Annotated in this window: 19 protein-coding genes; 12 read left to right on the forward strand and 7 right to left on the reverse strand. The window is 63.9% G+C overall.

The features are described from left to right. The first annotated feature begins 131 nt into the window (after positions 1-131). The 10 genes from mdh to ESZ60_RS03345 all read left to right on the forward strand — a co-directional run bounded on the left by mdh (position 132) and on the right by ESZ60_RS03345 (position 11,430). On the forward strand, positions 132-1,094 hold the full coding sequence (mdh, locus tag ESZ60_RS03300) for a malate dehydrogenase (protein WP_134678978.1): 963 nt from the start codon (positions 132-134) through the stop codon (positions 1,092-1,094). A 252-nt stretch (positions 1,095-1,346) separates the two neighbouring features. Then, complete coding sequence (gene sucC, locus ESZ60_RS03305) at positions 1,347-2,540, forward strand: ADP-forming succinate--CoA ligase subunit beta (RefSeq protein ID WP_134678979.1); 1,194 nt, start codon at positions 1,347-1,349, stop codon at positions 2,538-2,540. 6 nt (positions 2,541-2,546) lie between these two features. Next, the gene (sucD, locus tag ESZ60_RS03310; RefSeq protein WP_134678980.1) at positions 2,547-3,431 is read left to right on the forward strand and encodes a succinate--CoA ligase subunit alpha; all 885 of its coding nucleotides are present in this window, start codon (positions 2,547-2,549) and stop codon (positions 3,429-3,431) included. A gap of 170 nt (positions 3,432-3,601) precedes the next feature. Further along, on the forward strand, positions 3,602-3,919 hold the full coding sequence (locus tag ESZ60_RS03315) for a hypothetical protein (protein ID WP_134678981.1): 318 nt from the start codon (positions 3,602-3,604) through the stop codon (positions 3,917-3,919). 118 nt (positions 3,920-4,037) lie between these two features. Then, the gene (locus tag ESZ60_RS03320) at positions 4,038-7,004 is read left to right on the forward strand and encodes a 2-oxoglutarate dehydrogenase E1 component (protein WP_134678982.1); all 2,967 of its coding nucleotides are present in this window, start codon (positions 4,038-4,040) and stop codon (positions 7,002-7,004) included. A 1-nt stretch (position 7,005) separates the two neighbouring features. Continuing rightward, positions 7,006-8,553 carry a 2-oxoglutarate dehydrogenase complex dihydrolipoyllysine-residue succinyltransferase gene (gene odhB, locus ESZ60_RS03325; protein ID WP_134678983.1) on the forward strand — a complete coding sequence of 516 codons (1,548 nt, stop codon included), beginning with the start codon at positions 7,006-7,008 and terminating at the stop codon, positions 8,551-8,553. Between the two features lie 150 nt (positions 8,554-8,703). Further along, positions 8,704-8,961, forward strand: coding sequence for a hypothetical protein (locus tag ESZ60_RS03330; RefSeq protein ID WP_134678984.1), 258 nt, complete (start codon positions 8,704-8,706; stop codon positions 8,959-8,961). Further along, entirely contained in the window at positions 8,961-9,353 is a 393-nt protein-coding gene (locus ESZ60_RS03335) for an MAPEG family protein (RefSeq protein ID WP_134678985.1), read from the forward strand. The genes ESZ60_RS03330 and ESZ60_RS03335 overlap by 1 nt, the downstream gene beginning before the upstream one ends. Positions 9,354-9,398: 45 nt before the next feature. Further along, the gene (gene lpdA, locus ESZ60_RS03340) at positions 9,399-10,793 is read left to right on the forward strand and encodes a dihydrolipoyl dehydrogenase (RefSeq protein ID WP_134678986.1); all 1,395 of its coding nucleotides are present in this window, start codon (positions 9,399-9,401) and stop codon (positions 10,791-10,793) included. Positions 10,794-10,938: 145 nt separating this feature from the next. Next, positions 10,939-11,430 carry a lytic transglycosylase domain-containing protein gene (locus ESZ60_RS03345; protein ID WP_134678987.1) on the forward strand — a complete coding sequence of 164 codons (492 nt, stop codon included), beginning with the start codon at positions 10,939-10,941 and terminating at the stop codon, positions 11,428-11,430. Positions 11,431-11,482: 52 nt separating this feature from the next. Here ESZ60_RS03345 and ESZ60_RS03350 read toward each other — a convergent pair whose 3' ends face one another. After that, positions 11,483-11,923: a GNAT family N-acetyltransferase gene (locus tag ESZ60_RS03350; RefSeq protein ID WP_134678988.1), complete on the reverse strand. Its 441-nt coding sequence runs from the start codon at positions 11,921-11,923 to the stop codon at positions 11,483-11,485. After that, positions 11,920-12,759, reverse strand: coding sequence for an AAA family ATPase (locus tag ESZ60_RS03355; RefSeq protein ID WP_134678989.1), 840 nt, complete (start codon positions 12,757-12,759; stop codon positions 11,920-11,922). Before ESZ60_RS03355 ends, ESZ60_RS03350 begins: the two co-directional genes overlap by 4 nt. 162 nt (positions 12,760-12,921) lie before the next feature. On the opposite strand from ESZ60_RS03355, the gene dksA reads away from it, so the two are divergent. Next, entirely contained in the window at positions 12,922-13,344 is a 423-nt protein-coding gene (gene dksA / locus ESZ60_RS03360) for an RNA polymerase-binding protein DksA (protein ID WP_134678990.1), read from the forward strand. Between the two features lie 76 nt (positions 13,345-13,420). Further along, complete coding sequence (locus tag ESZ60_RS03365) at positions 13,421-14,569, forward strand: FAD-dependent monooxygenase (RefSeq protein ID WP_134678991.1); 1,149 nt, start codon at positions 13,421-13,423, stop codon at positions 14,567-14,569. Here the strand turns inward: ESZ60_RS03365 and glmM are convergent. The 5 genes from glmM to ESZ60_RS03390 form a co-directional block, all read right to left on the reverse strand. Further along, entirely contained in the window at positions 14,566-15,909 is a 1,344-nt protein-coding gene (glmM, locus tag ESZ60_RS03370) for a phosphoglucosamine mutase (RefSeq protein WP_134678992.1), read from the reverse strand. The genes ESZ60_RS03365 and glmM overlap by 4 nt on opposite strands. Beyond that, positions 15,906-16,880, reverse strand: coding sequence for a dihydropteroate synthase (gene folP / locus ESZ60_RS03375; RefSeq protein ID WP_134678993.1), 975 nt, complete (start codon positions 16,878-16,880; stop codon positions 15,906-15,908). The genes glmM and folP overlap by 4 nt, the downstream gene beginning before the upstream one ends. 18 nt (positions 16,881-16,898) lie before the next feature. Beyond that, complete coding sequence (locus ESZ60_RS03380; protein ID WP_134678994.1) at positions 16,899-17,681, reverse strand: dihydroneopterin aldolase; 783 nt, start codon at positions 17,679-17,681, stop codon at positions 16,899-16,901. A gap of 67 nt (positions 17,682-17,748) precedes the next feature. Beyond that, on the reverse strand, positions 17,749-18,255 hold the full coding sequence (locus ESZ60_RS03385) for a cell wall hydrolase (RefSeq protein WP_134678995.1): 507 nt from the start codon (positions 18,253-18,255) through the stop codon (positions 17,749-17,751). A 215-nt stretch (positions 18,256-18,470) separates the two neighbouring features. After that, positions 18,471-21,032 (reverse strand): putative PEP-binding protein, encoded by a 2,562-nt coding sequence (locus ESZ60_RS03390; RefSeq protein WP_134678996.1) that lies wholly within the window; start codon positions 21,030-21,032, stop codon positions 18,471-18,473. Positions 21,033-21,264: the final 232 nt, after the last annotated feature.

Here is a 21,264-nt window from a genome sequence, read left to right on the forward strand (position 1 = left end):
ACCTGCCGGGAAAGCGGGCTTTCACCCGCCCAGGTCAGCAAAATATGGAGGATTTGACTGGCAAGGCTTGCGGTTTTGCATGCAACGGAATACCCCACCGCGCGAACCAATCATGGAAATCGGAGGTTTACATGGCCCGTCCCAAGATCGCTCTCATCGGCGCAGGTCAGATCGGTGGCACGCTGGCGCACCTGGCCGCGATGAAGGAACTGGGCGACGTCGTCCTGTTCGACATCGCCGAGGGCACCCCTCAGGGCAAGGCTCTGGACATCGCGCAATCGGGCCCGTCGGAAGGTTTCGACGCGGTGATGAAAGGCGCGAACGACTATGCCGACATCGCGGATGCGGATGTGTGCATCGTGACCGCAGGCGTTCCGCGCAAGCCGGGCATGTCGCGCGACGATCTTCTGGGCATCAACCTCAAGGTCATGAAATCGGTCGGCGAAGGCATCAAGCAATACGCCCCGAAAGCCTTCGTGATCTGCATCACCAACCCGCTCGACGCGATGGTCTGGGCGCTGCGCGAATTCTCGGGCCTGCCGCATGAGAAAGTCGTGGGCATGGCTGGCGTGCTGGACTCGGCGCGTTTCCGTCACTTCCTGTCGCTGGAATTCGGCGTCTCGATGCGCGACGTCACCGCCTTTGTTCTGGGCGGCCATGGCGACACGATGGTTCCGCTGGTCCGCTACTCGACCGTTGGCGGCATCCCGCTGCCGGATCTGGTCTCGATGGGCTGGACCTCGCAGGAAAAACTGGACGCAATCGTTCAGCGCACCCGTGATGGCGGTGCCGAGATCGTCTCGCTGCTGAAGACCGGCTCGGCCTTCTATGCCCCGGCCACTTCGGCCATCGAGATGGCGGAAGCCTATCTGAAAGACCAGAAGCGCGTCCTGCCCTGCGCGGCCTATGTCAACGGCGCCTATGGCCTTGACGGCCTCTATGTCGGCGTGCCGACCGTGATCGGCGCCAACGGCATCGAGAAGGTCATCGACATCAAGCTGAACAAGGACGAGCAGGCGATGTTCGACAAGTCCGTCGACGCCGTCAAAGGCCTGGTTGCGGCTTGCAAAGGCATCGACGGCTCGCTCGCCTGATCCAGGGCGCAATTGCCGGAAATCACGACCCCGCGGCATCATGCCGCGGGGTTTTTTCTTTGGCTCAACCGCAGAGTCGCAGCGCCCCGGCATGCTTGCGTTAACAATCAAAAGATTTGCGATCACAGCCAGAATGCGTGTGATCACAAAAACCGCAAACAAGCGGATTTTACCGATTTCCCCGCGCTAATTGCTTTAGAGCACCGCCCGAATGTGCAAAAAGCCCGCCAACCGATATTGCGGGGAAGTAGCATGAACATCCATGAATACCAGGCCAAGGCGCTGCTGCGCCAATACGGCGCGCCGGTTTCCGACGGTCGCATCGTGATGAAGGCCGACGAAGCCAAGACCGCCGCTGGCGAACTCGACGGACCGCTTTGGGTCGTCAAGGCGCAGATCCACGCAGGTGGTCGCGGCAAAGGCCACTTCAAAGAAGCCGAAGCTGGCGAAAAAGGCGGCGTTCGCCTGGCCAAGTCGGTTGAAGAAGCCGAAGAACTGACCCGCCAGATGCTGGGCCGCACGCTGGTCACGCACCAGACCGGCGAAGCTGGCAAGCAAGTCAACCGCATCTATATCGAAGACGGTTCGGACATCGAGCGCGAGCTGTATCTGGCTCTGCTGGTCGATCGTCAGACCTCGCGCGTGTCGTTTGTTGCCTCGACCGAAGGCGGCATGGACATCGAAGAAGTCGCTGCCCATACCCCCGAAAAGATCGTCAGCTTCAGCGTTGACCCGGCTTCGGGCCTGTCGGACTTCCACGGCCGCCGCGTCGCTTTCGCTCTGGGTCTGACCGGTGGTCAGGTCAAGCAATGCGTCGCTCTGGTCAAAAACCTGTATCGCATGTTCATCGAAAAAGACATGGAGATGCTGGAGATCAACCCGCTGATCGTCACCCCGGAAGGCAACATCAAGTGCCTCGACGCGAAGATGGGCTTCGACAACAACGCTCTGTATCGTCAAGCCGACATCATGGCGCTGCGCGACGAAACCGAAGAAGACTCGAAAGAGCTGGCAGCCTCGAAGTTCGATCTGAACTACATCGCGCTGGACGGTGAAATCGGCTGCATGGTGAACGGCGCGGGCCTCGCGATGGCCACGATGGACATCATCAAGCTGTTCGGCGCCGAGCCGGCCAACTTCCTCGATGTCGGCGGCGGCGCCACCAAAGAGAAAGTGACCGAAGCGTTCAAGATCATCACCTCGGATCAGAACGTCAAAGGCATCCTCGTGAACATCTTCGGCGGCATCATGCGCTGCGACATCATCGCGGAAGGCATCATCGCCGCCGTGAAGGAAGTCGGCCTGCAGGTTCCGCTGGTCGTTCGTCTGGAAGGCACCAATGTCGAGCTGGGCAAAGAGATCATCTCGAAATCCGGCCTGAACGTGATCGCCGCCGACGACCTGTCGGACGCCGCCCAGAAAATTGTCAAAGCGGTGAAGGGGTAATTTTCCATGGCCGTTCTCATTAACAAAGACACCAAAGTCATCTGCCAGGGCATCACCGGCTCGCAGGGGACTTTCCACACCGAGCAAGCGATCGCCTACGGCACCAAGATGGTCGGCGGCGTGACCCCCGGCAAAGGCGGTTCCGAGCATCTGGGCCTGCCCGTCTACAACTCGGTCCACGAAGCCGTGGCGAAGACCGGCGCGAACGCGACCGCGATCTACGTGCCGCCGCCCTTCGCAGCCGACTCGATCCTGGAAGCCATCGACGCGCAGATCCCGCTGATCGTCGCGATCACCGAAGGCATCCCGGTTCTGGACATGATGCGCGTGAAGCGTGCCCTGCAAGGCTCGAACTCGCTGCTGATCGGCCCGAACTGCCCCGGCATCATGACCCCGGACGAGTGCAAGATCGGCATCATGCCGGGTTCGATCTTCCGCCGTGGTTCGGTGGGCGTCGTCTCGCGCTCGGGCACGCTGACCTATGAAGCCGTGAAACAGACCTCGGATGTCGGCCTCGGCCAGTCCTCGGCTGTCGGCATCGGCGGCGACCCGATCAAGGGCATGGAGCATATCGACGTGCTGCGCATGTTCCTCGACGATCCGGAAACCGAATCGATCATCATGATCGGTGAAATCGGTGGTTCGGCCGAAGAAGAAGCCGCCGAGTTCCTCGCCGAGCAGAAGCGCAAGGGCAACTGGAAACCGACCGCTGGCTTCATCGCTGGCCGCACGGCTCCTCCGGGCCGCCGCATGGGCCATGCCGGTGCGATCGTCTCGGGCGGCAAGGGTGACGCGGAATCGAAGATCGAAGCCATGAAGTCGGCTGGCATCATCGTCGCCGACAGCCCGGCCGGTCTGGGCGAAGCCGTCCTGAAGGCCATTGGCCGTTAAGACCGCGCCAAGGTTTTGAAATTAATCTGGTCCCCACCTATCTACCGGGGGCCAGACCGGAACCGCCAAAGGTGGACCTCGTGAACCGTAGCGCGAAGATCATCGACACCCCCGCCCCCTCGCCCCTGCGAGATGGCGGTCTCATGCGTTCCGGCCGATGGGCCGGAATAATGACGCTCGTGCTGATTCTGGCCGCGGCCTGCGGACGCGGTCCGACCGACGACATTCTGCCCGGCGGCGTGCCCGCCCGGACCGATCTGCACGATGCCTCGGGCCTGCCCTCGCCCGCGGTTCGCACCGTCAACCGCAATGACGCGGGCTGGCGGCTGATCTATCATCCCGGCCGTGCCCCGGCAGGGTCGGAGCAGCAGGCAGCCCGCGCCCTTTGCGGGCTTGAACGCCGCAGGGTCGCGCAGATCGTGCGGCTTCCTCTCGAGGCGCCCCAGGACGATCCGGGTGCAGCCAAGATCGATATCATCTGTGCGTGAACAGGCTTGAAACCATGAGCCCTTCGCGTACAGCCCGACGACAAGCAGCCGGCCGCAAGACCGCCCTGCAATTTCACCAGCCGCCTCAGCGCGACGGCAAGCAACTGGACGATCAGAGATGAACGATCAATCCCCCAACGCAACTTTTCATGACTCCAGCTTCTTGCAGGGCCAGAACGCGGTCTATGTCGAGCAGCTTTACGGGCAATGGGCGCAGGACCCGGCCGCCGTCGACGCCGCCTGGGACGAGTTTTTCCGCAGCCTAGGCGATGACGAGAACACCGTCACCCGCGAGGCCAAGGGCGCAAGCTGGCGTCGCGCCGACTGGCCCCCGGCCCCCACGGACGAGATGACCTCGGCGCTGACCGGCGAATGGCCGATGATGCCCAAGGCCGAGGCCAAGGCCGCGCTGGACAAGATCGCCGCGAAGGCCGGGGAAAAGGGCGTCCCGCTGACGGATGAGTTCCTCAAGCGTGCCGTGCTGGATAGCATCCGCGCGATCATGCTGATCCGCGCTTTCCGGATCCGCGGCCATCTGCATGCACAACTCGACCCGCTGGGAATGCGCGAGATTCCCGATCATGGCGAGCTGAACCCGGAAACCTATGGTTTCACCGCAGCCGACATGGACCGCCCGATCTTCATCGACAATGTTCTGGGCCTGCAGATCGCCTCGATCCGCCAGATCACCGACCTGATGAAGCGCACCTATTGCGGCACCTTCGCCATCCAGTTCATGCATATCTCGAATCCCGAGGAAGCAGCATGGCTGAAAGAGCGCATCGAGGGCTACGGCAAGGAAATCGCCTTCACCCGCGAAGGCCGCCGCGCCATCCTGAACAAGCTCGTCGAGGCCGAAGGCTTCGAGAAATTCCTGCACGTCAAATACATGGGCACCAAGCGCTTCGGCCTTGACGGCGGCGAGGCCCTGATCCCGGCGATGGAGCAGATCATCAAGCGCGGCGGTGCGCTTGGCGTAAAGGATGTCGTCATCGGCATGCCGCACCGTGGCCGCCTGTCGGTTCTAGCCAATGTGATGCAGAAGCCCTACCGCGCGATATTCCACGAATTCCAGGGCGGCAGCTACAAGCCCGAGGACGTGGATGGTTCGGGCGACGTGAAATACCACCTCGGCGCTTCGTCGGACCGCACCTTCGATGAGAACACCGTCCACCTTTCGCTGACCGCGAACCCGTCGCATCTCGAGGCCGTGAACCCGGTCGTTCTGGGCAAGGTCCGCGCCAAGCAGGACCAGCTTTCGGATCAGGCGACCCGCTCGGCGGTGCTGCCGATCCTGCTGCATGGCGACGCGGCTTTTGCCGGTCAGGGCGTCGTCGCGGAATGCTTCCAGCTTTCGGGCATTCGTGGCCACCGCACCGGCGGCACGATGCATATCGTGGTGAACAACCAGATCGGCTTCACCACCGCGCCGCATTTCTCGCGCACCTCGCCCTATTGCACCGATATCGCGCTGATGGTCGAAGCTCCGATCTTCCACGTGAACGGTGACGATCCGGAAGCCGTCGTGCACGCTGCCCGCGTTGCGACCGAGTTCCGTCAGAAGTTCCACAAGGACGTGGTTCTGGACATCATCTGCTATCGCCGCTTCGGTCACAATGAAGGCGACGAACCGATGTTCACCAACCCGCAGATGTACAAGCAGATCAAGGGTCACAAGACCACGCTGCAGCTATACACCGACCGTCTGGTCGCAGAGGGCCTCGTCCCCGAGGGCGAGATCGAGGAAATGAAGGCTGCGTTCCAAGCGCATCTGAATGCCGAGTTTGAAGTTGGCAAGAACTTCAAGCCGAACAAAGCCGACTGGCTGGACGGCAAATGGTCGGGTCTGGAAATCGAAGGCGCGGAATATAATGCCGGCACCACCGGTATCTCGCCTGAGACGATGACCGAGATCGGCACTGCGCTGACCCGCGTCCCGGAAGGCTTCGATCTGCACAAGACCGTTGGCCGTCTGCTGGAATCGAAAAAGCAGATGTTCGAAAAAGGCGACGGCTTCGACTGGGCGACCGGTGAAGCGCTGGCCTTTGGCTCGCTGGTCGTCGAAGGCCACCCGGTTCGTCTGGCCGGTCAGGACTCGACCCGCGGCACCTTCTCGCAGCGTCACTCGGGCATCGTCGATCAGACCACCGAAGAGCGTTACTACCCGCTGAACCACATCCGTGGTGGCCAGCAGCGTTATGAAGTCATCGACTCGATGCTGTCGGAATACGCGGTCCTCGGCTTCGAGTACGGCTACTCGCTGGCTGAACCCAACGCCCTGACGCTCTGGGAAGCCCAGTTCGGCGATTTCGCCAACGGCGCGCAGATCATGTTCGACCAGTTCATCAACTCGGGCGAAAAGAAATGGCTGCGCATGTCGGGCCTCGTGATGCTCTTGCCGCATGGCTATGAGGGCCAAGGCCCCGAGCACTCGTCGGCTCGTCTCGAACGCTTCCTGCAACTTTCGGCCGAGGACAACTGGGTCGTCGCCAACGTCACCACGCCGGCGAACTACTTCCACATCCTGCGCCGTCAGCTGAAGCGTCCGTTCCGCAAGCCGCTGGTCCTGATGACCCCGAAATCGCTGCTGCGTCACCCGATGGCGATCTCGAAGGCCGAGGAATTCACCACCGGTTCGACCTTCCACCGCGTGTTGTGGGACGATGCGGAACGCGGCCGTTCGGAGCTGAAGCTGAAGTCTGACGCGGAAATCAAGCGCGTCGTGATCTGCTCGGGCAAGGTCTATTACGACCTCTTGGCCGCGCGTGATGCCGCCGGCGCAGATGATGTCTACCTGATGCGTCTGGAACAGTTCTATCCGTTCCCGGCTCAGGCGATGTCCAAGGAACTGGGCCGCTTCAAGGATGCCGAGATCGTCTGGTGCCAGGAAGAGCCCAAGAACATGGGCGGCTGGACTTTTGTCGAGCCGAACATCGAATGGGTGCTCTCGCGCATCGGTGCGAAACATGGCCGCGCCCGCTATGTCGGCCGCGCTGCCGCCGCTTCGCCCGCGACCGGTCTGGGCTCGCGTCACAAGGCCGAGCAGGAAGGCCTCGTGAACGAAGCCATCACCATCGGTTCGTAAGATGGCGGTCGAACTTCGCGTCCCCGTTCTTGGGGAATCAGTCACCGAGGCAACCGTCGCCACCTGGTTCAAGAAACCGGGTGACGCGGTCGCGGTGGACGAGATGCTCTGCGAGTTGGAAACCGACAAGGTGACGGTCGAAGTGCCGTCACCCGTCGCCGGTAAACTGGCTGAAATCATCGCAGCCGAGGGCGAGACGGTCACGCCGAACGCCCTGCTTGCCCAGATCATGGAGGCCGGCGATGCCGGCCCCGAGGAAATGTTGCCCAAGGCAGAAACGGGCACCAAGCCCCAGGAAGGACAGAAAAACATGAGCGGAAAATCCGTGGACGTCATGGTGCCCACGCTCGGCGAGAGCGTCACCGAAGCCACCGTTGCGACTTGGTTCAAGAAGGTCGGCGATTTCGTCGCACAGGACGAGATGCTGTGCGAACTGGAAACCGACAAGGTTTCGGTCGAAGTCCCCTCGCCCGTCGCTGGTGTTCTGGCCGAGATCCTCGCCGAAGAAGGCGCGACCGTTGACGCCGTCGCCAAGCTGGCCGTGATCACCGAAGGCGCTGCCGGTGCTGCTCCGGCGAAAACCGCCGAGCCCGAGGCCAAAAAGGCCGCCGCCGTCGAATCGCCCGGCGCTGGTCCGGAAACCGTCACCGCCCGCAAGGATGTCGAGGATGCCCCCTCGGCCAAGAAAGCCATGGCGGAAGCCGGTCTTTCGCGCGACGCCGTCACCGGCACCGGCCGCGATGGCCGCGTGATGAAAGAAGACGTGGCCCGCGCCGGTTCGGCCCCGGTCGCTTCGGCTGCTCCGGCCCCGGCTGCGGCTCCGCGCGCACCCTCGTCGGCCTCGGACGCTGCCCGCGAAGAGCGCGTCAAGATGACCCGCCTGCGCGCGACCATCGCCCGCCGCCTGAAGGACGCGCAGAACACCGCCGCCATGCTGACCACCTATAATGAGGTGGACATGTCGGGCGTCATGGAGCTGCGCAACTCCTACAAGGACCAGTTCGAGAAGAAGCACAAGACGAAGCTCGGATTCATGTCCTTCTTCGTCAAGGCCTGCATCCACGCTCTGAAAGAAGTCCCCGAGGTCAATGCCGAGATCGATGGCGGCGATGTCGTCTACAAGCACTTCGTCCATATGGGTGTTGCTGTCGGCACTCCGAACGGTCTGGTCGTTCCGGTCGTGCGCGATGCCGACCAGAAGAGCTTTGCCCAGATCGAGAAGGAAATTGCCGAGCTCGGCGCGAAAGGCCGTGACGGCAAGCTGACCATGGCCGAGATGCAGGGCGGCACCTTCACCATCTCGAATGGTGGCGTCTATGGCTCGCTGATGTCTTCGCCGATCCTGAACCCGCCGCAATCGGGTATCCTTGGCATGCACAAGATCCAGGACCGTCCGGTCGTCGTGAACGGTCAGATCGTCATCCGCCCGATGATGTATCTGGCGCTGAGCTACGATCACCGCATCGTCGACGGCAAGGGCGCCGTGACCTTCCTCGTGCGCGTCAAGGAAGCGCTGGAAGATCCGCGCCGCCTGCTGATGGATCTCTGATCTTGGGAGGGGTGCATCCCGCCCCCTTCCACGAATGCGCGCAGTCCCCTTTGCGGGGCTGCGCAACTCTTTCCGGCCTGCTCGGTTGACCAAAGCGGCCGCCTCGTTTCCCCCTCAGGCGGCCATGGACCGACACCAAGGAGTGAAGCCATGACCCAAATGATCGCCCATTACAGACTTGCCGATTACGACCAGTTCCGCACCGCCTTCGACGCGGATGCCGAGGATCGCGGCAATAACGGCCTGTCGCTGCTGCAATTGTGGCGCGAGGGGAATGGCGATGTCTGGGCGCTTTACCAGATCGGCGACGCTACCCGCGCCAAGGCCTATCTTGATGGCGCGGCAGGCGTTTTCAACAGTCAGGCGGGTGTGTCTGCTGCCGATTTCCATTTCGTCGAGACCGCCTGATGTCGGCTGAAACGACCGCCCTCGCCCTTGCCGCATTGCTCCAGGCCGTCCAGATCGGATTGGCCGGATATTCCATGAACAGGGACGCCAGTCCCGAATGGAACGCCAGCCCGCGCGACACGCAACCCGAATTCTCGCCCCTGACGGGTCGGCTGCGCCGGGCCGTGGACAACCATTTCGAAGGTCTGATCCTCTTCACCATCGCTGTCGTTCTGGTCGCGATTACCGATACGGACAGCCTGTTGACCGCGATCTGCGCCTGGATCTATCTGCTGGCGCGCATCCTCTATATTCCCGCCTATGCCCTGGGCTGGTCGCCCTGGCGATCGCTGATCTGGGCATTCGGCTTTCTCGCAACCCTGGTGATGATCGTCACCAGCCTTCTCACATGAACTGAACCGGCGCGGACAGTCGCCGGATGATCCAAGGAGACCTCCATGTCCACCTATGACCTGATCGTGATCGGGGCCGGCCCCGGCGGCTATGTCTGCGCCATCCGCGCCGCCCAGCTCGGGCTGAAGGTCGCCTGCGTCGAGGGCCGCGAGACCCTTGGCGGCACCTGCCTGAACGTGGGCTGCATTCCGTCCAAGGCGCTCTTGCACGCCAGCCACATGCTGCATGAAACCCACGAAAACTTCGAGAAAATGGGCCTGATGGGCGCGCATGTCGAAGTCGACTGGGCCAAGATGCAGGGCTACAAGGCCGAAACCGTCGGCGGCAATACCAAGGGCATCGAGTTCCTCTTCAAGAAGAACAAGATCGACTGGATCAAAGGCTGGGCCGAGATCGAGGCCGCTGGCCGCGTGAAAGTCGGCGAAACCGTCTATGAGACGAAGAACATCGTCATCGCCTCGGGTTCGGAACCCTCCAGCCTCAAAGGCGTCGAGGTCGATAACGAGGCCGGTATCGTCGTCGATTCGACCGGCGCGCTGTCGCTGCCGAAGATCCCGAAGAGCATGGTCGTGATCGGCGCGGGCGTCATCGGTCTGGAACTGGGCTCGGCCTATTCGCGGCTGGGCGCGGAAGTGACCGTGGTTGAATTCCTCGACGCCATTACCCCCGGCATGGACGGCGAGGTTCAGAAATCGTTCCAGAAGATCCTGACCAAGCAGGGCCTGAAATTCGTCCTTGGCGCGGCAGTGTCCGGCACCTCGGTCGAGAACGGCACCGCGAAAGTCACCTACAAGCTGCGCAAGGATGACAGCGAGCACGTGATCGACGCGGAATGCGTGCTCGTCGCCACCGGTCGCCGTCCCTATGTCTCGGGCCTTGGTCTCGACAAGGTCGGCGTTGCACTGAACGAGCGTGGCTTCGTGCAGGTCGATGGCCATTGGCAGACTTCGGTCCCCGGTATCTACGCCATTGGCGATGCGGTCCCCGGCCCGATGCTGGCCCATAAAGCCGAGGATGAGGGCATGGCCGTCGCCGAGGTCGTCGCAGGCAAGCATGGTCATGTGAACTACGCGGTCATCCCGGGCGTGATCTACACCACCCCGGAAGTCGCCTCGGTCGGCCTGACCGAGGAAGCCGCCAAGGAATCGGGCCGCAAGGTCAAGATCGGCAAATTCCCCTTCATGGGCAATGCCCGCGCCAAGGCCCTGTTCCAGGCAGAAGGCTTCGTGAAGATGGTGACCGACGCGGAAACCGACCGCGTTCTGGGCTGCCACATCATCGGCCCGAATGCCGGTGAAATGATCCACGAGGTTTGCGTTGCGATGGAATTCGGGGCCTCGGCTCAGGACATCGCGCTGACCTGCCACGCCCATCCGACCTGCTCGGAAGCGGTGCGCGAGGCGGCTCTGGCCTGCGGCGGCGGTGCAATTCACGCCTGATCGGCGATTCTGCACCGATAGCGTTGCAACCAAACGGCGAGAATCCGCCGACAGGCCGTCCCCAAGGGGGCGGCCTTGATTTTGGGTTTATCGCTTGACCGGCGCATGCGTACACTCTGCCCAACAATAAAAACCGAGGGCAGTCATGAAATCCCTGATCAGTCTGGTCGCTTTGGCTGGCGTGCTTGCGCTCAGCGCATGCGGCGACAACAGCGTTGATCCTGACCGCCGCTACCTTGTCGCGCCGCGCGCCTCGCAATCCCAGATGGGGCTTCATGCCAATGAGACGCCGGAACTGCGCCGTCTCATTAACAAGTATTCGGCGGCCTATCAGGTTCCCCCGGAACTGGTGCATCGCGTGATCATCCGCGAATCACATCACCGCCCGGGCGCGCGCAACGGCCCTTATTACGGGCTGATGCAGATCCTGCCCGCCACCGCGCGCGGCATGGGCTATCGCGGCCCGGCAAGCGGGTTACTCGATGCCGAGACCAATCTGAAATACGGCGTCAAATATCTGCGCGGGGCTTATCTCGTCTCGGGCGGAAATCATGACGGCGCGGTGAAATGGTATTCGCGAGGCTATTACTACGAAGCCAAGCGCAAGGGCCTGCTGGAAGAGACGGGCCTCCGATAAAAAAAGAGAGACGCACCCCATTTGCGGCCCCCTCGTGGGGCCGCTTCTCTTTTCAGGGCTTGCGATTATAGCGGATAAAGGGCGATTTCACCGCGACGCGGTCATAAAGCACCCGGCCCGCATAATTATCCTCGGCGGTCAGCCAATAGACCGAGGGAACGCCCGCCTTGTCGGCGGCGGCATAGACGGCTTCGATCAGACTGCGCGCGACGCCGCGACGCCGCGCCTCGGGGGCGGTGAACAGATCCTGCAAATAGCAGACCCCCTCATCGCGCCACAGATTGGGGTGAAAGACGTAATGGACGAGGCCGAGCAACTCGCCATCCTGTTCCCCGACAAAGGCATGGAAATCGCACGCGTCATCCGACATCAGCCGGGCAAAGGCTTTGTCGTAGAATTCGGCGGGGCGGTCGGCAAAGCCGTAAAACGCCTGATAACCCTGATAAAGCCGCTGCCAGCCGGCGCGATCATCGGGGCAGAGTTCCCGGATCATCTCTGCCTCCGTGCCATGAAGGCCAGCCGCTCGAACAGCGCCACATCCTGTTCGTTCTTCAACAGCGCACCATGCAGCTTGGGCAGCATCTCACCCGCCGGGCGCTTCAGATCCTCGGGCGCGAGATCCTCGGCCAAGATCAGCTTCAGCCAGTCCAGAAGCTCGCTGGTCGAGGGCTTTTTCTTCAGCCCCTGCACATCGCGCAGCTCAAGAAATTGCGTCAGCGCCTCGTCGAGCAGGCGCGGTTTCAGATCGGGGAAATGCACCTCGACGATGCGCTTCAGCGTGCCCTCGTCGGGGAAGCGGATGTAATGGAAGAAACAGCGGCGCAGAAAGGCGTCGGGAAGTTCCTTTTCATTGTTCGACGTGATGATGACCACGGGCCGATGACGGGCGCGAATCGTCTCGCCGGTCTCGTAGACGTGGAATTCCATGCGGTCGAGTTCCTGCAGCAGGTCGTTCGGGAACTCGATATCGGCCTTGTCGATCTCGTCGATCAGCAGGACGAGCTTTTCCTCGGCCTCGAACGCCTGCCACAGTTTGCCCTTGCGGATATAATTGGCAATGTCATGCACCCGCGCATCGCCCAGCTGGCTGTCGCGCAGCCGCGAGACCGCGTCATATTCGTAGAGCCCCTGCTGCGCGCGGGTCGTCGATTTCACGTTCCATTCGAGGATCGGCAGACCAAGGCTTTCGGCAACCTGCCGCGCCAGTTCGGTTTTTCCGGTTCCCGGCTCGCCCTTGACCAGAAGCGGACGCTCGAGGGTGATCGCCGCATTCACCGCGACCGCCAGATCGGGTGGCGCAATATAAGTTTCTGTCGATGAAAACCGCATCCGCCTGTCCTTTGCGCAATCCGCGCGAGACTACGCAGCATGTTGTGGCCGTGCAAGCGCAGCATCCGGACTTGCCGGAAAGGCCTAGTGACAAGAAGCCGCATGTGGATTATTGGACCCCGCAAGGAACTGGCATACAGGCGCCCGGTTCCCGGAGGAACTATGAAAGCCCAAACCTTTCTGCCCGAAGACTATCGTCCTGCCGAGGACGAGCCCTTCATGAACGAACGGCAACTCGAATATTTTCGTCGCAAGCTGATCGCGTGGAAACAAGAGCTTCTCGATCAGTCCGCGGAAACGCTCGAGGGCTTGCAGGAAAGTGCGCGCAATGTGCCCGATCTTGCAGACCGCGCCTCGGAGGAGACCGATCGGGCGCTCGAATTGAGAACCCGAGACAGGCAGCGAAAGCTGGTCAGCAAGATCGACTCGGCGCTGCGACGCATCGAAACCGGCGATTACGGCTATTGCGAAATGACCGGAGAGCCGATCAGCCTCAAGCGGCTGGATGCCCGCCCCACGGCGACCATGACTCTGGAAGCGCAGGAAAAGCACGAACGCAAGGAACGCGTTTACCGAGACGACTGACGACCGTTAGCATCCCTGATCGGCGGTGCGACCAACCGCCGAGGGGCGGTTTTTTTGTATCCTCGGAGGCCAGACCATGCCGGGCTTGGTCCCCTATCACGTCACGATTGTCGGCGCAGGCATTGCCGGGCTGACTGCGGCCTGCGCTTTGGCGCAACGCGGCGCGCGGGTGCGCGTTCTGGAACGCGCGGGCGCCCTGCGCGAGGTCGGCGCGGGCATTCAGGTGTCGCCCAATGCGGTGCGGGTGCTCGCAGCGCTTGGTCTCTGGTCGCGTTTCGAGGCGATCAGCCTTGGCTCGGAACAGGTTCAGATGCGCAATGCGCAGGGCGATCTGGTCGCCCGGCTGGATCTGGCGCGCTACCGGCCCAAGGATCATTTCCGCCTCGTCCATCGCGCCCGCCTCGTCGAGATGCTGGAAACCGCCGCCCATGAGGCCGGGGTCGAGATCCAGCTTGGCCATGAGATCCGCGACCTGCCGCAGGATTGCGACCTCGTGATCGGCGCGGATGGCGTGAAAAGCGTGCTGCGCCCGCTCTGCAACGGCTTCGAGGCCCCCTTCTTCACCGGCCAGACCGCGTGGCGGACACTGATCCCCGAAACCGGCACGCCCGAGCCGGTGGCGCAGGTCTTCATGGGACCGGGGCGGCATATCGTGAGCTACCCCTTGCCAAACGGGCTGCGCAATATCGTGGCCGTCATGGAACGCCCGGACTGGCAGGAAGAAGGCTGGTCCCATCCCGGAGATCCCGACGATCTGCGCGCGGCATTCGCGGGCTTTCGCGGGCCGGTTCCGGGCTGGCTCGCTGAGGTCAGCGAGGTCAGGCTTTGGGGCCTTTTCCGCCATGAGGTCGCCACGAACTGGTATCGCCTGCCAGAAAATGGTGGCCCGGCGCTGGTTCTGATCGGGGACGCGGCGCATCCGACCTTGCCCTTCATGGCGCAAGGCGCGGTCATGGCGATAGAGGATGCGTGGCTCCTCGCGGCCTGCCTGGGCTCGGGGCGCGAGTTGGTCGCGGCGCTTGATCATTTCAAGACCCTGCGCCTGCCGCGTTGCCAGCGGATCGTTGGCGCGGCAAATGACAATGCGCGCAATTACCATCTGCGCGGCCCGGTCCGTATGGTCGCCCATGCCGGATTGCGCACTCTGTCGCGGATCGCGCCCGCCGAGTTGATCGGGCGCTTCGCCTGGCTCTACGATTACGATCCGACCGCCGAGGGGGTCTAGGCCGCCTTCTCTACCGCAGAGACGATGCCCTCGACGACCTCACGCAGCGTGGTCTCGTCCTCGGCCTCGGCCATGACGCGGATCAGCGGTTCGGTGCCGGATTTGCGGATCAGGACGCGGCCCGAGCCGTTCAGCCGCGCCTCGGCCCGCGCGATCTCGGCCTTGACGGCTTCCGCGGAAAGCGGGTCGGCCCCGGCGGCGTAGCGGACGTTCTTCAGCATCTGCGGCACCGGCTGGAATTGCGTGACGAGTTCCGAGGCCTTGCGCCCGCTGTCGGACAAAGCCGCCAGGAATTGCAGGCCCGCGATCAGACCATCGCCCGTGGTGGCGTAATCGGTCATCACGATATGGCCCGACTGTTCGCCGCCCAGATTGAAGCCTTCGGCGCGCATCCGCTCGACGACATAGCGGTCGCCCACCGCGGTGCGCTCGAGCCGCAGCCCGCGGCCTTGCAGGAAGCGCTCGAGCCCAAGGTTCGACATCACCGTCGCGACCAGCGCGCCGCCGCGCAGCCGGCCCTGCTCGGCCCAGCGGCCCGCCAGCAGCGCCATGATCTGGTCGCCATCGGCCACCTGGCCGCGCTCGTCGATGATCATCACCCGGTCGGCATCGCCGTCGAGGCTGATGCCCAGATGCGCGCCATGTTCCAGCACGGCTTTGGCGCAGGCCTCGGGATGGGTCGAACCGACGCCATCGTTGATGTTGTGCCCGTTCGGGGTGACGCCCAGCGGGATCACCTCGGCCCCGAGTTCCCACAGCACGTCCGGAGCGGCGCGATAGGCGGCGCCATTGGCGCAATCGACCACGACCTTCAGCCCGTCGAGGCGGTGCCCCACCGGGAAGGTGGTCTTGGCATATTCGACATAGCGCCCGCGCCCGTCATCGATGCGCTTCGCGCGGCCGATATTCTGCGGCTGGGCCGGGGTGATCTCGGCTGCGACAATGGCCTCAATCTCGGCTTCAGCTTCATCAGACAGCTTGAACCCGTCGGGGCCGAAGAATTTGATGCCATTGTCCGCCGCCGGATTATGGCTGGCCGAGATCATGATGCCCACATCCGCCCGCATCGAGCGGGTCAGGAAGCCCACCGCCGGGGTCGGCACCGGGCCGAGCAGCAGCACATTCATGCCCGTCGAGGTCAGGCCCGCCGTCAGCGCGTTCTCCAGCATGTAGCCCGAAAGCCGCGTATCCTTGCCGATGACGACGCGGTGGTGGTCCTCGCCGCTGCGCCGGAAATAGCGCCCGGCCGCCGCGCCAAGGCGCAGCGCCATTTCGGCGGTCATCGGATGGCTGTTGGCCCTGCCCCGGACGCCGTCGGTTCCGAAAAGTTTCCTGCTCATCTGTCCCCTCCGGTCACGGCCCGCCAAAGGGCGAGACCCTGTCTTGTTTCTTCCACGTCATGGACGCGGTGGATCTGTATGCCCTGCGCGACCCCGGCCAAGGTCACCGCCAGCGTCCCGGCCGCCCGGTCCGCCGCCCGCTCGACCTGCGCGATGCTGCCGATGAAGCGCTTGCGCGAGACACCCAGCAGCACGGCGCAGCCCAGCCCGTGAAACAGCGAGATCCGCCGCAGGATCGCCAGATTATGCGCCTCGGTCTTGCCAAAACCAATGCCCGGATCAATCACGATGCGCGCGCGGGAAATCCCCGCGGCCTCGGCCCGCGCGATGCGCTCGGCCAGCGCGTCATAGACATCGAGCAAGACATCGCCATAGGTCGGATTGTCCTGCATCGTCTGGGGGATGCCTTGGGCATGCATGATGCAGACCGGGACGCCCGCCGCAGCCACGGTGGCGGCCATATCGGGGTCGAAGTCAAAGCCCGAGACATCATTGACGAGCCCCGCGCCCGCCTCGATCGCGGCCTCAGCCACGGCGGCCTTGCGGGTATCGACCGAGATCCCGGCCTTGCTCCGCGTCGCCGCGATCACCGGGCAGACGCGGGCGATTTCTTCGGCAACCGGCACTTCCAGCGCGCCGGGGCGAGTCGATTCGCCGCCGATATCGAGAATCTCGGCCCCTTGGGCCAGCAGTTGCCGGGCATGGGCCAGCCCGTCATAGCTGCCGCCATCCGAGAAACTGTCCGGCGTCGCATTCACGATGCCCATGATCCGCGGCCGGTCCAGCGCCAGCCCCAGCAGGGGCGCGCGGGGCGCGGTCAGGGCGGCCATGACATCGTCCGGGGCGTTGTCGGTGATCTGCGGCACCTCGCCCCGGCGCAGCACCTCGAACTGGGAAAACCGGACCCAGCCGCCGGCAAGCTGCAAGTGGCCATGCTCGGCGGGAATGGGGCGGAAATAGCTTTTGCTCATCTGTCCATCGGCCCTGGGCTAGATGCGCCCCGTCGTCACGTGAAACAGCGCCGGAAGCTCCGGCAGCGGTTGATCCTCGGGCAATGCCCAGTCGAGGCGGCTCGCCTCAAGCTTATCGGCCAACCAGATCGCCAGAGCCTGCGGCGCTGCGGCAAGGCGTGGCACATCGCGCGCCATGCGGGCGGGGGCCCAGACCACGGCGCGCCCCTCGGCCCGCGCCCAGTCCAGTTCGGTTCGGCTATCGGCGACGGTCAGGCCAAGGCGTCCGGCCAAGGCCCAGGCCGCCTGATCCAGCGCCAGCAGGGCAATCTCGTGCGGATTGCCACCCTGCGGCAGCGGCAGGCCCGGCGCATCCGGCACCAGCGCGACGGCACCCTGGGGCAAGGCAATCTCGCGCCCGTGGAAAATCACGCGGATCGGGGCCGAGACGTCCTGCACCTCGACCCGGGCCTGCCGGCGGGTGATCGACACCCCCAGCGCGCCCGGAACACGGTCCAGCTTTTCGACCGTCACGCGCACCTCAGCCGCACGGGGATGGGCCAGAACCTGCGCCGCGATCTTTTCCGCGACCGTCTCCAACAGGTCATAGCGCCGATCGCCCAGCACCGTCGCCACCGCCCCGGTCAGAATGTCATAGCTGAGGATGCGGTCCACCTCGTCATCGACGCCGGAGACATGCACACGCAGATCGACCTCGATATTGAAGCGCAGCCGCTGGGGCTGGCCCCTCTCGGTCTGGAAGGCGCCGATTTCCGTCGAGACGACGTAATCGCGCAGGTGAATGCGGTCGGGCTGGTCCATGCGCTGCATTTCACAGGAAAACGGCCCCGCCGCAAGGGACAGGGCCGTGATGTCTGGTTCCGTCGGCTCAGTTCGAGGCCAGACGGCGATCCGAGCGGTAGAACGTGTGGCTGCCGATGCGGGTCGTGCGCTCGAACTTGCGCGACCACGAGGGTTTGACGGCGCCGGTATGGAAATAGGTTGCGCCATTGGTCAGGTTGCGGGGCGCACCCTGAAGCGCGGCCTGAGCGATCTTCTTGGCGCGGTTGAAGGCGCCCTGCTCGCGGATACGGCCCTTCTTATAGGTGAACTGGCCCTTCTGGTTCACCACACCACATACGGATTTCGGGAACTTTGGGTGATCCACGCGGTTGAGAATGACCTCGGCCACCGCTTGCTGGCCTTTATGCCCCTCACCGCGGGCTTCGAAATAGAGGGCCTCCGAAAGGCAGGCGAGGTCGGAGGTGCTGACCTTCTGAGCCGATGCCTTGGTGGCGGCTTTGGTTTCGGCCGAGGCCGGGGCGGCCAACATGGCCGGGGTAACAAGGGCTACACACAGGGAAACGCGCGCCAGCCACGACATGATTGTCGACATGAAGATCCCTTTGAATGGATCCGGCTCACTGTCCGGTCGGTTACGTTCTGGGCCGCTCGGGCCCTTTCTTGGCAGCCAGTGACCAAAGAACGTCGCAGGTTTGCTACCTGTCCTTTTCGAGATTCGAGTTATCCACAGGGATTTTAAGGATTTTTGGCGGAAACCCGCCGAGGCAAAAATCCGGACGGGCAGATTCCGGCCAAAAGCCGGACCCGTTACGACTTTGTCGCAATGTCCTCAATGAGGGATTCCCGCGCCATCAGGATCGATTCCTGCGCCGCGGCGAGGCGCGCGACAGGCACGCGGAAGGGCGAGCACGAGACGTAATTCACCCCCGTGCGCAGACAGAAGGCGATCGATTCCGGGTTGCCGCCATGCTCGCCGCAGACCGAGATGGTGATCCCCGGCGCATGGCTGCGCGCGCGTTCGGTGCCGATGGCGACAAGCTCGCCGACGCCGTCCCGGTCGAGGATGTGGAACGGGTCCTCGTCATAGACCCCCTGCCCGACATAGGCCCCCATGAAGCGCCCGGCATCGTCGCGCGAAAGGCCATAGGTCATCTGGGTCAGGTCATTCGTGCCAAAAGACAGAAAGGCCGCATGTTCGGCGATCTCGCCTGCCCGCAACGCCGCGCGCGGGGTCTCGACCATGACGCCGAGGCGATAGGTGAAATCCTTGCGCGTTTCGTTCCTGACGGCGGCGGCAACGGCGTCGATGCGGTTCTTGACGAGTTCGACCTCGCGCCGTGCGCTGACCAGCGGGATCATGATCTCGGGGACCACCGGATCGCCATTATGGCTCGCAAGGATCGTCGCCTCGAAGATTGCGCGGGCCTGCATGTCATAGATCTCGGGGACGGTGATGCCGAGCCGCACGCCGCGCATCCCCAGCATCGGGTTGAATTCCGAAAGGGCCTCGACCCGGCGGGTCACGTCCGACAAGGGCAGGTCCAGCGATTCCGCGAGTTCCCGCATCCCCTCGCGGTCATGCGGCAGGAATTCGTGCAAGGGCGGATCGAAAAGGCGGATGGTGACCGGCAGCCCCGCCATGATCTCGAAGAGCGCCGCGAAATCGCCGCGCTGCATCGGCAGCAGCCGCTCCAGCGACAGGCGGCGATCCTCGGGCTTGTCGGCAAAGATCATCTCGCGCATCGCGGGCAGGCGTTCATCGTCGAAGAACATATGCTCGGTGCGGCAAAGGCCAATGCCCTGCGCCTTGAACATGCGCGCAGTACGGGCATCCTCGGGCGTGTCGGCATTGGCGCGGATGCGGATGCCGCAGGAATCGTCCGCCCAGTCGAGAAGCTGGGTGAAGCTGTCGTCGAGCGCAGGCTCCAGCATCGCGGCCTCGCCCGCGAGTATCTCGCCCGAGGTGCCGTCGATGGTGATCCTTTCACCCTCGCGGAAGATCCGGCCCCCGGCGGTCATGGTGCGGGCGCGGGTGTCGATGGAAATGGCCGAGGCCCCGACGATGCAGGGCAGGCCGATGCCGCGCGCGATAACTGCCGCATGGCTCGTCATCCCGCCCCGCTCGGTCAGGACGGCGGCGGCAGCATGCATGCCGCGCACATCCTCGGGGACGGTCTCGCGCCGGACCAGCACGCAGCGCTCACCCCGCGCCTCAGCGGCCTGCGCCGCTGCGGCGGTAAAGACGATCTGCCCGGTCGCAGCGCCGGGGCTCGCATTGATGCCGCGCGCGAGGATGTCGCGGGGCGCCGCCGGGTCGATCTGGTGATGCAGCAGGTCTGACAGTGCACGCGGCTCGATGCGCATGACGGCCTCGGGCTCGGGGATAATCCCGTCGCGCGCCAGCGAGACCGCGATCCGCACCGCCGCCCGCGAACTGCGCTGCACCCGGACCGCGTCGATGATCGAAAGCCGGCTGTCCGAGACGACGAATTCAACCTGCATCTCCTCGCGCAGCCGCTCGCGGCAGGCGACACCGTAGCGCACCAGATCGGCAAAGACCTCGGGCGCGGCCTCTTCCAGCGAGGGCCCGCGCGGGTCGCGGGTCAGATAGAGCGTCTCGGTCCCCTCACGCTCGGCCCGGCCCTGAGTCTGGCCGCGAAACCGCCCGGTGATCCCCGGCATGCCGGTGCCGCCATCAACCAGCTGGATCGAGCCCGAGCCCGTCACCCCCGGCCCGATCGCCAGCGCCATATCCTGCACGATCAGCCCAAGCGGGGCCTGTGCGGGCGCGCCCTTGGCCTGACGCAAAAGCCGCGCGGTCGGCCCGTCCCAGGCCCGCGCCATGCTGCGCAGGACCTCGGCCAATTGCCGCGCCGGGTCCTGCGGGAATTCCTCATCGGTCTCGGATTCGTAGGCCCTGAGCGCCGTTTCAAGATCGCCGCCGCTATCCGAGAACATCTCGGGATCAAGCCGCGCGACATGGATCGCATAGGATTGAACGAAGCCCAGATAGATCGCATCCGCCGCTGCCTTGCCACGGGTCTGGACCAACCGGGAATGGCAGGCATTCGTGATTCCGACATTCAACACCGTCCCCGGCCCGCCCCAGGCCGGATTGGCCGCCGAGGGGCGCACGCTGACCAGACCTTCGGCCCGCTCGATCAGGCGGGAAAGGGATTGCCGATCCGGGGTCTGACCGGCGGCAATCGCCCGCACCGCCTCGGCCGAGATCGCGAAGCTGGTCGGCACCGGCAGATCCATGCGGACAAGGCGTTGCAGGCACTTGGCCCGCCAGCCGTGACGCGCGACCTGAACCCCCGCCTTGGGGGTGATTTCGACAATGGCATCGGGATCGGTCAAGGCTGTCATGATGCCGTCAGATTAGGCATGGCCCGCAACATGCTGCAAGCGCGAAACGGCCAGCAAAACGTATGGCCCGCCCCATTGCAAGCGCCGATTGGATTTCGACGTGAGCAGTCTGCACAAACGTATCCGGCATGTCGGCGAGATGACCGCTGCCAAGATGGAGATCCGCGCGTCCCGATCCTCATAAAGGGGCCGGCCTCAAAGGGCCATTTTTGACCGGAGGTTTTCGGAACAC

Source organism: Paracoccus ravus, assembly GCF_004522175.1.
Taxonomy (GTDB): Bacteria; Pseudomonadota; Alphaproteobacteria; order Rhodobacterales; family Rhodobacteraceae; genus Paracoccus; species Paracoccus ravus.